Annotated in this window: 8 protein-coding genes; 3 read left to right on the top strand and 5 right to left on the bottom strand. The window is 74.0% G+C overall.

What is annotated here, in order from left to right; genetic code table 11:
• Positions 1-7: 7 nt before the first annotated feature.
• The 3 genes from AB0D45_RS23615 to AB0D45_RS23605 all read right to left on the bottom strand — a co-directional run bounded on the left by AB0D45_RS23615 (position 8) and on the right by AB0D45_RS23605 (position 5,325).
• Complete coding sequence (locus AB0D45_RS23615) at positions 8-3,343, bottom strand: aminotransferase class I/II-fold pyridoxal phosphate-dependent enzyme (protein ID WP_362462231.1); 3,336 nt, start codon at positions 3,341-3,343, stop codon at positions 8-10.
• Positions 3,340-4,281 carry an NAD-dependent epimerase/dehydratase family protein gene (locus AB0D45_RS23610; RefSeq protein ID WP_362462228.1) on the bottom strand — a complete coding sequence of 314 codons (942 nt, stop codon included), beginning with the start codon at positions 4,279-4,281 and terminating at the stop codon, positions 3,340-3,342. Before AB0D45_RS23610 ends, AB0D45_RS23615 begins: the two co-directional genes overlap by 4 nt.
• A gap of 96 nt (positions 4,282-4,377) precedes the next feature.
• Entirely contained in the window at positions 4,378-5,325 is a 948-nt protein-coding gene (locus AB0D45_RS23605; RefSeq protein ID WP_362462225.1) for a helix-turn-helix domain-containing protein, read from the bottom strand.
• A gap of 97 nt (positions 5,326-5,422) precedes the next feature.
• Between AB0D45_RS23605 and AB0D45_RS23600 the strand changes: the two genes are divergently transcribed.
• Positions 5,423-6,454: a saccharopine dehydrogenase NADP-binding domain-containing protein gene (locus AB0D45_RS23600; RefSeq protein ID WP_362462222.1), complete on the top strand. Its 1,032-nt coding sequence runs from the start codon at positions 5,423-5,425 to the stop codon at positions 6,452-6,454.
• A 133-nt stretch (positions 6,455-6,587) separates the two neighbouring features.
• Positions 6,588-8,969: an excinuclease ABC subunit UvrA gene (locus tag AB0D45_RS23595; protein WP_362462219.1), complete on the top strand. Its 2,382-nt coding sequence runs from the start codon at positions 6,588-6,590 to the stop codon at positions 8,967-8,969.
• A 273-nt stretch (positions 8,970-9,242) separates the two neighbouring features.
• On the opposite strand, the gene recQ is transcribed toward AB0D45_RS23595, so the two are convergent.
• Both recQ and AB0D45_RS23585 read right to left on the bottom strand, forming a co-directional pair.
• Positions 9,243-11,249 (bottom strand): DNA helicase RecQ, encoded by a 2,007-nt coding sequence (gene recQ, locus AB0D45_RS23590; RefSeq protein ID WP_362462217.1) that lies wholly within the window; start codon positions 11,247-11,249, stop codon positions 9,243-9,245.
• Between the two features lie 58 nt (positions 11,250-11,307).
• Positions 11,308-12,420, bottom strand: a complete 1,113-nt coding sequence (locus AB0D45_RS23585; protein ID WP_362462214.1) for a DUF1152 domain-containing protein — start codon at positions 12,418-12,420, stop codon at positions 11,308-11,310.
• A 236-nt stretch (positions 12,421-12,656) separates the two neighbouring features.
• Between AB0D45_RS23585 and AB0D45_RS23580 the strand changes: the two genes are divergently transcribed.
• Positions 12,657-14,054, top strand: coding sequence for an STM4012 family radical SAM protein (locus AB0D45_RS23580; RefSeq protein ID WP_362462211.1), 1,398 nt, complete (start codon positions 12,657-12,659; stop codon positions 14,052-14,054).
• Positions 14,055-14,198 lie beyond the last annotated feature (144 nt).

The raw sequence follows: 14,198 nt of genomic DNA, 5'->3' as shown, positions 1-14,198 counted from the left end.
GGTGGCTTCACGTCCCGGCGGCCGCCACCTCCTCGGCCAGCAGGGCGACGGCCCGCCGGATGTCCTCCTCCCGGTGCGCGCTGGTGATGAAGAACCTCAGCCGCGACAGCCCCTCCTCCACGGCGGGGTGGAAGATGGGGTCGGCGACGACGCCCCGGTCGAAGAGGCCGCGCGCCACGCGCAGGGTCCGCGCCGAGTCCCCGAGGAGGCACGGCACGATCGGCGTGCCGGCGCTGGAGCCCGTCGCCAGGCCGGCCGAGGCGGCGAGCCCCAGGAAGAGCTCGGAGTTGCGTCTCAGCGCACGGACCCGGTCCGGCTCCGCGACGATCAGCTCCGTCGCGGCCAGCGCCGCGGCCGCGTTCGGCGGGGTCATGCCGACGCTGTAGACGAAGCCGGGGAGGGTGTGCCGCAGCCAGCGCACCATCCGGGCCGAGCCGCCGAGGTATCCGCCGCAGCCGGCGAAGGCCTTCGAGAGGGTGCCCATCCACAGGTCCACGTCGGAGCGGTCGACGCCGTAGAACTCCCCGACTCCACGGCCGCGTTCGCCCACGGTGCCGATGCTGTGCGCCTCGTCCACCATCAGCAGGGCGCCGTAGCGCTTCTTCAGCTCGATCACGGCGGGCAGGTCGACGAGGTCGCCGTCCATGCTGTACGCGCCCTCGACGGCGATCAGGACCCGCCGGAACCGGGACCGGTTGAGCCTCAGCATCTGCTCGAGCCGGCCCGTGTCGTTGTGGGCGAAGGGGCGCCGGGCCGCCCCGGACAGGGCACAGCCCTGGAGGATGCTGTCGTGGGCGAGGGCGTCGTGCACCACGAGGTCCCCCGGGCCGACGAGGTGGCCTATCGCGGTGACGTTGGTGGCGTGGCCGCTCACCAGCGTCAGGCAGTCCTCGACGCCGAGGAAGCCGGCCAGCGCCCGCTCCAGCCGGACGGTGAGGTCCCGTTCGCCGGACAGGACCCGGCTCGCCGAGACGGAGGTCCCGTACCGGTCGACGGCCTCGTGCACGGCCTCGTTGACCGCCGGGTGCCCGGAGATGCCGAGGTAGTTGTAGCTGCCGAAGGACAGGTACGGGCGGCCCCCGATCACCGTGGTGTCGGAGACGGTGCCCTCGTGGACGCGGAAGTACGGGGAGCCCGCACCGCGGGTGACCTCCTCCAGCCGCTCCTCGAAGCGGGTCACCTCGGGGAACGCGTCGACGCTCGCGGTGTCGGCGCCCCACCGAGGCGGCCCGGCCAGGGGAAACGATTCTTCGAGGGGTGCCGGCGCGGACTGCACCGGCGCGAGGCCCGGCGTCACGGCGTCCTCGCCGCCGGCCAGCGCGATCAGGCGGCCGATGGTGAGGCCGGGCGTGAACAGCTCCTCGGCCCGGAAGCCGGGGACGCGCCTGCCGATGTTCACCTCCAGTTCCTGGAGCATCAGGGAGTCGAAGCCCAGGTCCTCCACGAGCGTCATCCGCGGGCTCAGGTCGGTGAGCGGGAAGACGCCGGCCCGCGACACCTCTTCGAGCACGACGGCCGCGACCGGACCGCCGTCGGACGGGACCGCGGCAGCCGCCTCCGGCCGCCCCCACCCGTACGCGTCCCCGCGCGCGTCCGGGCCGGCGGCCTCCCGGGCCGACTCGTCCACGGCCCAGTGGCGGCGCGGCGCGAGCGGGCTCGGCGGCAGCGTGCACGGGGGGACGCGCTCCCCCCGCACCGCGCGCGGCTGCGCTCCGGGGTCGCCCGTACGGCCGGCTTCCACCTCCGCCGCCGCCCGGACCAGCTTCGCGACGGCGTCGTCGGCGTCCTCCACCACCACCGCGAGGCGTTCCCCGAGCGGCGCCCGGCGGGCCAGGGTGTCCGCCACCGCGGCCGGCTCCGGCCGGTCCTCGGCGATGGTCCGGGCCAGCTCCCGTGCGTACCGGGCCAGCCCGGACCGGTCGCGGGCGCTGAGCACCAGCACGTGCGGCCCCTCTCCCGCCGCGGCGGGGGCCGCTGCCGCGGCGTGCTCCTCCACCACCAGGTGCACCCCGGTCCCGCCGAACCCGAACGCGCTCACTCCGGCCCGCCGCGGCGCACCGGTCCGCGGCCACGAGACGGGCGCCGCGGGGACGGTCAGCCGTGCGGCGTCGAGGAGGGAGCCGTCGGCCGGCTCGAACTCCGGCTGGGGCGGCACCACTCCCCGGTGCACGGCCAGGACCGCCTTGATCAGTCCCGCCAGGCCGGCGGAGTTCAGCGAGTGCCCGACCACCGCCTTCACCGCGCCGAGGTAGGCGGGCCGGGCCCCTTCGCCGCGCAGTTCGCGCAGGACGTCGAGCTCGACGGGGTCGCCGACCGTGGTGCCGGTGCCGTGCGCCTCCAGGTAGTCCACCGCGTCCGGTGCCAGGCCCGCGTCCCGGTACGCCCGGCGCAGCGCGCGCAGCTGACCGGCCGCCTGGGGGTGCATGCCGCCCTGCACGGTGCCGTCGTTGGCCGTTCCCACGCCCCGGATCACCGCGTAGACGCGGTCGCCGGCCGCGAGGGCGTCGGATAGGGGCCGCAGCACCAGCACCCCGGCGCCCTCCCCCAGCACGAAGCCGTCGGCCTTGGCGCCGAAGGGCAGGCACCTGCCGCTGCGCGAGATGGCGCCGATCCGGCAGAGCCCCACCAGCAGGTCGGGGGTGAGCACCATCTGGGCGCCGCCCGCGAGCGCGATGCGGGAGCGGCCCGCGCGCAGGGCGTGCACGGCGTTGGCGACGGCCATGAGGCCGCCGGAGCAGGCCGAGTCCAGGGCGTAGCTCTCGCCGTGCAGGTCGAAGACCGAGCTGATCGTGTTGGGCCCCATGTTGAGCAGGAGCCCCGCGGCGGAGGTGCCGTGCAGTCCGTCGACCGCGCGGACCGTCTCCCGCCACCGCGGGTCGGCCGCCCGGGCCCCGAACTCGCCGCCGGCCAGCTGGCGCATCCGGAGCTGCATGGTGCTGAGCTGGCGGTAGCCGCTCTCGGTGAGCGCCGTGATCACCGAGGTCTCCTCGCGGTCGAAGCCGTCGGCCTCCCACCCCGCGTCCTGGACGGCCTCGCGGGCGAGGTCGATCAGCAGCCGGTGCTGGGGGTCCATCGCCCTCGCGCGCCGGGGCGGGATGCCGTAGTGGGCGGCGTCGAAGCGGTCCACGTCCGGCAGCAGCGCCATGGTGTCGGTGTACGCCGCCGAGGTGTCGCGGAAGTCGTCGCTCAGGAACGCCGCCCTGCGCCAGCGCTCGTCGGGTACGGCGGTGAACTGCGGCTGCGGGTCCGTCAGCAGCCGCCAGTACTGGTTCACGTCGCGGGCCCCGGGGAAGCGGCACGCCATCCCGACGACAGCGATGTCATCGCGCGTCACAGGGGTCATCCGGTGGCTGCCAGCCGCTCGCGCCACCAGGCCACGGTCACCTTCACCTGCTCGTCGACGGGGGTGGCCCGCACCGTGAACGCGGCTTCGTAGGCGCTCGCATCGACGACGAACGGCCGGTCGAACTGGTAGCGGATCTCCTTCAGTTCGCGCAGCAGCGGGGAGAAGAGGGATCCCACGCCGAGGACGGCCGGGGGCAGTCCGCGCACCGGGACCGGGGCGGTTCCCGCCTCGGCGGCGAGCCGGCGGGTCATCTCCCGCACGGACAGCGCCGGTCCGGTCGGCGCGTGCCAGGGCCGGCCCCAGGCCCGCTCCTCCCCCGCGACCTCCACCAGGGCCCGGGCCACATCGGGCAGGTAGGTCCAGCTGTGCGGGGCGTCCGGGTCGCCGAGGGTGGAGACCGGCTTGCCGCGCAGCAGCGGGGGCACCACCCGGGCGGCCAGGTGGCCGCCGTCGGTGACACCGGGTCCGAAGAAGTCCGAGGCCCGCACCTCGACGGCCTTGATGCGGCCCTGTGCGTGGAGGGCGTGCGCCCGCTCCCAGCCGGCCGCGCGCACCCGCCCCTTGGGGCCCGTCGCGGCGAGCGGCAGCTCCTCCGTCATGGGGGCGTCCACCGGGCCGTAGCCGTAGAGGTTGCCGAGCATGACCAGAACCGCCCCGGTGGCCTCGGCCGCGGCGCACACCGACGCGGTCAGCGGCGGCCATTGGGCCGCCCAGCGGTGGTAGGGCGGCGCCGCGCAGTGGTAGAGGGCGGCCGCGCCGCGCGCCACCTCGGTCAGCCGTTCGCCGTCCCTCGCGTCCAGTGCGACGTGTTCGATACCGGGCTCCGGGGCCCGGCCTGAGGCGGTGACGACCCTTACTGAATGGCCCCGTTCGACCAGCAGCCGCGCGGTGGCGGCCCCGGCGGGCCCAAAACCTATGACGACATGAGAGTTCACGGACGCACACTAGCGCGAGCGGTGTCCCCACCCCGCACGGTGCCCTTGGGTCGCACCGGTTCGTTTGGCCGGAACACGCCCTGGGAGCCGCGGCGTTCAGTCCGGCTTTGCGCTGCGGAACGCGCGCCGGTAGGTGTCGGGCGGCACCCCGACGATCCGTTTGAACTGGCGCCGCAGCGTCGTGGCCGTACCCATGCCGGTGGCGGCGGCGACCGCCTCGACGGTCTGGTCGCCGGACTCCAGCAGCTCCTGGGCGCGGCGGACGCGCTGGGTCAGCAGCCACTGCAGGGGGGTCTGCCCGACCGTCGCCCGGAACTGCCGTCCGAGGTGGCGCGGGCTGGTGTTGGCCCGGCGCGCCATGTCGGCCACGGTCAGGGGCCGGTCCAGCCGCTGCCGGGCCCAGGCGAGGACGTGGGAGAGGGTGTGGTCGCCCGTGACCGGCACGGGCGTGGCGGCGAACTGTGCCTGGCCGCCCGGCCGGTGCGGCTGCACGACGAGGCGGCGGGCGACGGCGTTGGCGACGCCGGCGCCGTGGTCGAGGTGGATCACGTGCAGGCAGAGGTCCAGGGCGGCGGCCTTGCCGGCGGCCGTGAGCACGCTGCCGTTGTCCGTGTACAGCACGTCCGGGTCGACCTCGGCCCGCGGATGGCGTGCGCTCAGCTCGGCGGCGTGGGCCCAGTGGGTGGTGGCCCGCCGGCCGTCCAGCAGGCCCGCCGCGCCGAGCACGAACGCCCCGGTGCACAGGGAGGCGACGCGGGCGCCCGAGGCGTGGGCGGCGCGTACGGCGTCCACCAGTTCCGCCGGCGGGGGTACGTCGATGTCCGCCAGCGCGGGCACGATCACCAGGTCGGCGCCGACCGCGCGCTCCAGGCCGTGGTCGGGCTCGACCGTGAAGGGACCGGCCCGTACCGGCCCCGGCCCGCACAGCAGTACGTCGTACCAGCCCCGCACCGCCTCCCGCGGGGGGTTTCCGAAGATCTCGTGGGCCACGGCCAGCTCGAAGTGCAGCAGGTGACCGGCGGTCAGCAACGCGACGGTGGTCATGTCCGAAAGTGTACGGGCGGTGTCGTTCCGGACGCTCACGAACGGCCTCCGCCCGCGGCCACACTGGGCTCACCAGCACATCGAGAGCGGGGAAGACATGAGCAAGGACACTGCGGTCCTGGTGTACGGGGCGACCGGGCACACCGGCCGTTTCGTCGTCGCCGAACTGCGCCGGCGCGGCTTCGTACCGGTCGTCTCGGGCCGGGACGCGGCGCGGCTGGAGGCGCTCGCGGCGCGCTGGGGGGACGTGGTGGTGCGACCGGCGGTGGTGGACGACCCGGCCGCGCTGGACCGGGCCCTCGCGGGGACGGCCGCCGTCGTCAACTGCGCCGGTCCGTTCGCCGTGACGGCGGGACCGGTCGTGGAGGCCGCCCTGCGCGCGGGGATCCCGTACCTGGACGTCGCGGCGGAGATCGAGGCGAACGCGGCGATGTTCACGCAGTACGCCCGGGCGGCGCGGGAGGCCGGTACGCCGGTGGTGCCGGCGATGGCGTTCTTCGGCGGGCTGGGCGACCTGCTGGTCACCGCCGCGCTGGGCGGGCGGACCTCGGCGGACGTGGCGCACGTCGCGTACGGGCTGAGCAGCTGGCACCCCACGGCGGGCACGCGGGCCGCCGGGGCGGTGTCCCACGAGCGGCGCGGCGGCCGCCGGGTGCGCTTCGCGGACGGCGCGCTGCGCTACCACGACGAGGAGCCGGCGCTGCAGGAGTGGCACTTCCCGGAGCCGCTGGGGCGGCGCGAGGTGATCGCGGAGTTCACGATGGCCGACGTCGTGACCGTGCCGAGCCACCTGGCCGTGCCCGAGGTCCGGACCTACATGGCCGTGGAGGCCGCGCGGGACCTGGCCGGGGCGGACACCCCGGCGCCGGAGGCGGCCGACGCGCTGGGGCGCTCGGACCAGACGTTCGTGGTGGACGTCGTGGTCGGCGCGCAGGGGGGCGAGCGACGCGCCACCGCCCGCGGCCGGGACATCTACGCGGTGACGGCGCCGCTGGTGGCCGAGGCCCTCGAACGGGTCCTGACCGGGCGGACGCGCACGACGGGTGTGGCCTCCGCGGGCGCGCTGTTCGACGCGGCCGACTTCCTCGGGGCACTGGCCCCACACGTGTCGGTGGAGATCCCGCACTGATCCCCGACGGGTACCCGGCGGCCCCCGCGGGAACCGGCCGTCACACGGATCAGGAATCGAGAAGCGCCGGGGGCCCACCCCGCATAGCGTGGCGGCCTACGGTGCCGGATCGAACGACGGAGACACGAAGAGCATGCCCAAAGGGACGGACACGCGGCCGCCCGCGCCGCACATCGCCGACAGCCACGGGCTCATCCGCGTCCACGGCGCACGGGTGAACAACCTCAAGGACGTCAGCATCGAGATCCCCAAGCGCCGGCTGACGGTCTTCACCGGCGTCTCGGGGTCGGGCAAGAGCTCGCTGGTGTTCGACACGATCGCCGCGGAGTCCCAGCGGATGATCAACGAGACCTACAGCGCCTTCGTGCAGGGCTTCATGCCCACGCAGGCGCGGCCCGACGCCGACGTACTGGAGGGCCTGACGACGGCGATCATCGTCGACCAGCAGCGGATGGGCGCCGACCCGCGCTCCACCGTCGGCACCGCCACCGACGCCAACGCGATGCTGCGCATCCTCTTCAGCCGCCTCGGCGAGCCCCACATCGGTCCGCCCGGCGCCTACGCCTTCAACGTCCCCTCGGTCCGGGCGAGCGGGGCGATCACCGTCGAGAAGGGTTCCAAGAAGACGGTGAAGGCGACCTTCAACCGCACGGGCGGCATGTGTCCGCGCTGCGAGGGCCGCGGCTCCGTATCCGACATCGACCTCACCCAGCTCTACGACGACTCCAAGTCCCTCAACGAGGGTGCGCTCACCATCCCCGGCTACAGCATGGACGGCTGGTACGGCCGGATCTTCGGCGGCTGCGGCTTCTTCGACCCGGACAAGCCGATCCGCGAGTTCACCGAGAGGGAGCTGGCCGACCTCCTGCACAAGGAGCCGACCAAGATCAAGGTCGACGGCGTCAACCTCACCTACGAGGGACTGATCCCGAAGATCCAGAAGTCGATGCTGTCCAAGGACGTCGACGCGCTCCAGCCGCACATCCGGGCCTTCGTGGAACGGGCGACGACCTCCGCCACCTGTCCGGAGTGCGCGGGGACCCGGCTCACCGCCGAAGCCCGGTCGTCGAAGATCGGGCGGATCAGCATCGCCGACGCCTGCGCCCTGCAGATCAGCGACCTGGCCGCATGGGTCCGCGGCCTGGACGAGCCCTCGGTGGCGCCGCTGCTCGACAAGCTCCGGCACACCCTGGACTCCTTCGTGGAGATCGGGCTGGGCTACCTCGCGCTCGACCGCCCGGCGGGCACGCTGTCCGGCGGCGAGGCGCAGCGCGTCAAGATGATCCGCCACCTCGGCTCCTCGCTCACCGACGTCACCTACGTCTTCGACGAGCCCACCACGGGCCTGCACCCCCACGACATCCAGCGGATGAACGGCCTGCTGCTGCGGTTGCGGGACAAGGGCAACACCGTGCTCGTCGTGGAGCACAAGCCGCAGACGATCGCGATCGCCGACCACGTCGTGGACCTCGGCCCCGGGGCGGGCACGGCCGGCGGCATCGTCTGCTTCGAGGGCACCGTGGAGGAGCTGCGCGCCGCGGGCACCGTCACCGGCCGCCACCTCGGCGACCGCACCGGCCTGAAGAAGACCGTACGGACGCCCTCCGGCGCCCTGGAGATCCGCGGGGCGGACACGCACAACCTGCGCGGGGTCGACGTGGACGTCCCGCTCGGGGTGCTGGTGGTGGTCACCGGTGTCGCCGGCTCCGGCAAGAGCTCGCTCGTGTACGGGTCGATCCCCGCGGAGGAAGGCGTGGTCCGCGTCGACCAGGGCGCCATCCGCGGGTCCCGGCGGAGCAACCCGGCGACGTACACGGGACTGCTCGACCCGATCCGTTCGGCGTTCGCCAAGGCCAACGGCGTGAAGCCGGCCCTGTTCAGCGCCAATTCGGAGGGGGCCTGCCCGGGCTGCAACGGCGCCGGGGTCGTCTTCACGGACCTGGGCATGATGGCGGGCGTCTCCAGCACGTGCGAGGACTGCGAGGGCAAGCGCTACCAGGCGGCCGTGCTCGACTACCGCCTCGCGGGCCGCGACATCAGCGAGGTGCTGGCGATGCCGGTGCGCGAGGCCGAGGAGTTCTTCGGGTCCGGCGAGGCGCGCCTGCCGGCCGCGCACCGCATCCTCGGCCGGCTCTCCGACGTCGGACTGGGCTACCTGACCCTCGGCCAGCCGCTCACCACGCTGTCCGGCGGCGAGCGGCAGCGGCTGAAGCTGGCCACCCACATGGCCGACAAGGGCGGGATCTACGTCCTGGACGAGCCGACCACCGGCCTGCACCTGGCCGACGTCGAGCAGCTGCTCGGCCTGCTGGACCGGCTGGTCGACTCCGGCAAGTCGGTCATCGTCGTCGAACACCACCCGGCGGTCATGGCCCACGCCGACTGGATCATCGACCTCGGGCCGGGCGCCGGCCACGACGGCGGCCGGATCGTCTTCGAGGGCACGCCCGCCGCCCTCGTCGCCGCCGGGTCCACGCTCACCGCCGAGCACCTCGCGGCCTACACCGGCGCGTGACGCTCCTCCGAGACGGCACAGGGGCCGTCCGGTCCCCGGTATCCCCACACCGGGCGGCCGGACGGCCCCTGCTGTGCGACGGAAACGGCGCGCACTCCCGGCGCCCCGGTCCGTACCCCCACGGTGGGACCGTGCTCCGGTCGGCGTGCCGCCGGCCGTCGTCCGGCTCCGTCGCATCACCAGTCTGTGCCCGGCCGACTCCCCAGGGGGTACTTCCTGACGTGCCCCTTGCACATGCAGACCGATCTTTGACGTTCCCTTGACGTACGCCGTTCAGCGCCAGTCGTCCCAGGGCGGGTCCTCGTCCAGGTCGTACGGCGGCTCCTCGTCGTACGGCGGTGCCTGCTCGGGCAGGGGCGGGGGCCCGGCCACACCGGTGGCGGTCGCGGTCGCGGTCGCGCCCGCGGTGGCGGTGGCCGTCGCGGTGGCCGAGCAGTCGGCCAGGGCCTCCAGGAGGCCCTCGCCGTACTTGGTGAGCTTGGCCTCGCCGACCCCTCCGATGCCGGCCAGCTCCTCGACCGTGCCGGGCAGGCGCGTCGCGATCTCCCGCAGCGTGGCGTCGTGGAAGACGACGTACGCCGGGACGCCCTGCTCGCGCGCCGTCGCGGCCCGCCAGGCGCGCAGGGCCTCGAAGACCGGTACCGCGGCCGCCGGCAGGTCGACCGGCACTCGGGCGCCCTTGCCGGAGCGCGAACCGGACTCCTTGCGGGCCGGGGCGGCCGGCGCCTTCTCCTTGCGCATCTGGACGGTGCGGCGCCCGCCCAGCACCTCGCCGCTGGCGTCCGTGAGGACGAGGGTGCCGTAGTCGCCCTCCACCGCCAGCAGTCCGAGCGCCAGCAGCTGGCGTACGACGCCGCGCCACTCCGCGGTGCTCAGGTCCGCGCCGACGCCGAACACCGACAGCCCGTCGTGGTCGAACTGGATGACCTTGGCCGTCTTCTTGCCCTGGAGGATGTCGATGATCTGGCCGGCGCCGAACTTCTGGCGCCGTTCCCGCGCCAGCCGCCACACCGTGGACAACAGCTTCTGCGCCGCGACCGTCCCGTCCCAGGACTCGGCCGGCGTCAGGCAGGTGTCGCAGTTGCCGCAGGGCTCGCCGGACTGCCCGAAGTAGGCGAGCAGCCGCACCCGCCGGCAGTCGACGGTCTCGCACAGCGCCAGCATCGCGTCCAGGTGGGCGGCCAGGGAGCGGCGGTGCGCCTCGTCGCCCTCGGAGCCGTCGATGAGCTTGCGCTGCTGGACCACGTCCTGGAGGCCGTACGCCAGCCAGGCGGTGGCCGGCTCGCCGTCGCGGCCGGCCCGGCCGGTCTCCTGGTAGTAGCCCTCGACGGACTTCGGCAGGTCCAGGTGGGCCACGAAGCGCACGTCCGGCTTGTCGATGCCCATGCCGAAGGCGATCGTGGCCACCACCACGACCCCGTCCTCCCGCAGGAAGCGCGCCTGGTTCGCCGCGCGCGTACGCGCGTCCATGCCGGCGTGGTAGGCGACGGCGTCGATGCCCTGCTCCACCAGGAAGGCGGCGGTCTTCTCCACCGAGGCCCGCGAGAGGCAGTAGACGACGCCGGCGTCCCCGTCGTGCTCGGTCCTGATCAGCTCCAGCAGCTGCTTGAGCGGGTTGTTCTTGGGGACGATGCGGTACTGGATGTTCGGCCGGTCGAAACTGGCGACGAAGTGCCGGGCGTCCCGCAGGCCCAGGCGGGAGGCGATCTCGGCGTGGGTGGTCTCGGTGGCGGTCGCCGTCAGGGCGATCCTCGGCACCTTCGGCCAGCGCTCGTGCAGCATCGACAGGGCGAGGTAGTCGGGCCGGAAGTCGTGGCCCCACTGGGCGACGCAGTGCGCCTCGTCGATCGCGAACAGGGACACCTTGCCCCGGTCGAGCAGCCGCTGCGTGCCCTCCGAGCGCAGCCGCTCGGGGGCCAGGTAGAGCAGGTCCAGCCCGTCGTCGAGGAAGGCCTGCTCGACGGCCTGGCGCTCGTACGGGTCCTGCGTGGAGTTCAGGAACCCGGCCCGCACCCCGAGGGCGGTGAGGGCGTCCACCTGGTCCTGCATCAGCGCGATCAGCGGCGAGATGACGATGCCGGTGCCTTCTCTGACGAGCGCCGGGATCTGGTAGCAGAGCGACTTTCCGCCGCCGGTCGGCATCAGCACGAGGGCGTCGCCGCCCCCGGCGACCTGCTCGATGATCTCCTGCTGCTCGCCGCGGAAGGAGTTGTATCCGAATACGCGGTGGAGCACCTGCAGGGAGTCGGAGATCTCGGGGGAAGCGTCCGGAAGGGCCATTCGAGAAGCCTAGCGGCCCGCACCGACACCTCCGCCCGGGACGGCGGCAGCCCGTCGGCTACCCGGCGGCGGGCCCCAGCCGCCACAGCGGCGCCGCCGCGCGGTCGCCCAGGGCCGCGAACAGGGCACGGGCCTCCCCGGCGCTCAGGGCGAGCTCCTCGACGATCCTGCGCGTGGTGACGTACGCGAGCCCCTCCGCCCGCGCCGCCCGCTCCCAGGCGGCGAAACCGGCCCGGACCTCTTCGGGGCGGCGGTCCGGGCGGGGGGCGGTCGGGGCGGCGGGCAGGGCCGCCGCGCGGTGGCGTTCGCGCTCGATCTCCGAGAAGCCGCACACGGCGCGGGAGGCCTCCTCGGCTTCCTCCAGGCCGGTGGTGCCGGCCAGCGCCCTGGCCAGGGGGCTGAGCGCGAGGACACGGTCGAGGGTGAGCCTGTGGAGGCCGGCGGCCGGGGCGTCCAGGTGGACGGGCTGCGGCGCGTCGCGGGTGCCGCAGACCCCGCGCACCCCGCGGGCGGCGGCGACCAGCAGGGCTCCGGCCTCGGACGGGTGCCAGCCGAAGACCCCGGACACGACGCCGGTGTGCGCGGCGTCCAGGGTGAACAGGGGGTCGCCGAGCCTCGGCAGCAGGGCGGTCAGGGGCACCTCGTTGTCCAGCCCGGGCCCGGCCACGTACACGGTGGCGGGCAGTCCCGTGGCCGCGACGGCGGCGACGGCGAGGGCGTCGCCCAGCGGGCTGCGCAGGGTGGGCTCGTCCCCGCGGGCCACGATGTCGCCGCCCACGTCGACGAGGTCGATCCGGTCGGCCCGGCACCAGCGGGCGGCCGCGGCGATCTGGCGGGCCAGGCCGAGCGTGCCGCCGTAGGGGTCCAGCAGCCCGAGCCGCGGCCGCAGTTCGCCGGACAGGCGCGGCAGCAGCGAGCCGGCCGGGGCGACGGGCCGGGTCGCGGGGGTGACCAGGGCGAGGTCCGGCGCGGCCGGCTCCGTGCCGTGGAAGTCGGTGGCCCGCCGGGGTCCCGGGACCGGGTCGACGACCAGCCGCTCCCACGCGTAGGTCAGGACGAGCGCCGGGGTGTCCGCGCCGTACAGGGCGGCGTGGACCATGGCCGCCGTGATCGCGTCGCCGCCGCCGCCCGCGGCGATGAGGAGTCTCCTCGTGTTCTTCGTGTTCTCCATGCCGGACACGGATACCCCAGTGCGCCCCGCCGCCGCGAACCAGCCATCCGTACAGAAGGGGGCGAACCGGTACGGAATCAACTCTTCCGCAAAAAAGTACATATGAACCTCTACACGCCGGAACCCATCTCATGGGAATTGCACTACGGAAATCGGACCGGGCACGACCCTAAGGTGACGCCTTGTCACGAAGGGTGACGCGTCGCCCGTTTCCTGAGAGAGGGTCAATTCCCCTGATGAACGCGCCTGTTCTGCTTCCGACGCCGACCGTTCCCGGCACCGCTCCCGGCACGGACCCGGAAACGCCGTACGAGCAGTACGTGTACGCCTACCCGCACCAGAAGGCCTACCGCCTCCTGGAGGACGGCCCGCTGCTGAGCGAGCTGTGGTCCGGGGAACGCCTCGACGCGCTCTCCCTCTACGTGCACATCCCCTTCTGCGAGATGCGCTGCGGCTTCTGCAACCTCTTCACCCGCACCGGCGCCCCCGAGGAGGTCACCCGCGACTTCCTCGGGACCCTGGAGCGGCAGGCCCGCGTGACCCGCGAGGCGCTGGAGGCCAAGGGCGAGCCGATCCGGTTCACCCTCGCCGCGTTCGGCGGCGGCACCCCGACCTACCTGACCGCGGACGAGCTCACCCGCCTGTGCGACATCAGCGAGAACATCATGGGGGCCGACCTCAAGGCCGCCTCCTGGTCGGTGGAGACCTCACCCGCGACGGCCACCGCCGACCGGATCGCCGTACTCGCCGAACGCGGCGCGACCCGGCTGAGCATCGGCGTGCAGAGCTTCATCGACGAGGAGGCCCGCGCGGCGGTACGGCCCCAGAAGCGCGCGGAGGTGGAGGCCTCGCTCGCCCGCCTCAAGGAGGCGGACTTCCCCATCCTCAACATCGACCTCATCTACGGCATCGACGGCCAGACCGAGCGCACCTTCAAGGTCTCGCTGGACGCGGCCCTCGCCTGGGAGCCGGAGGAGGTCTACCTCTACCCGCTGTACGTGCGCCCGCTGACCGGCCTGATCACCCGCCACGCGAAGACGCTCGAAGAGTGGAACGACCAGCGGCTGCGGCTGTACCGCTACGGCCGCGACCACCTGCTCTCCGCCGGGTACGAGCAGACCTCCATGCGGGTCTTCCGCCGGACCGGCACGGCCGCCGTCGAGGACACCGACGGCAGCAGCATCAGCGAGTACAACCAGCAGGCCGGCATGGTCGGCCTGGGCGTCGGCGCCCGCTCCTTCACCACCGACCTGCACTACACCACCGACTACGCGGTCGCGGTGCCCGAGGTCCGGCGCATCATCGACGACTACATCGCCACCCCCACCGACCGGTTCCGGCGCGCGCAGTGGGCCTTCCGGATGGACGGGGGCGAGCGGCGCCGGATGTACGTGCTCCAGCACCTGCTGGAGTCCACGGGCCTGCACACCGCCGCCTACGAGCAGCAGTTCGCGACGCGCTTCGAGGACGACTTCGGACCGCAGCTCGACTCCCTGCTGAAGCGGAACTGGCTGCGGGAGAAGGGCGGCACCCTGGCGCTGACCCCGGACGGCATGGCGTGGGCGGACGCGATAGGCCCGATGTTCTTCTCGGACCGCGTCCGCACCCGGATGAGCACCTACCAGGACCGCTAGGCCGTCTCCGGTCCGGAAGAGACGGCCTGGACCGCGCGCGGTTCCGGCTCCGGTCCGGCCGGGCGCGGCCGGCCGGCGCGGCGCCGCTCCGGCAGGGACACCCGGTCCAGCCCGCGCACCCGGGGCGCCGCGCCCGCCGCCCCC

The sequence above is a fragment of the Streptomyces sp. NPDC048352 genome (genome assembly GCF_040651895.1).
Taxonomy (GTDB): Bacteria; Actinomycetota; Actinomycetes; order Streptomycetales; family Streptomycetaceae; genus Streptomyces.
The sequence above is the reverse complement of the archived record's forward strand: the minus strand, read 5'-3'. Positions and strand labels throughout refer to the sequence as shown.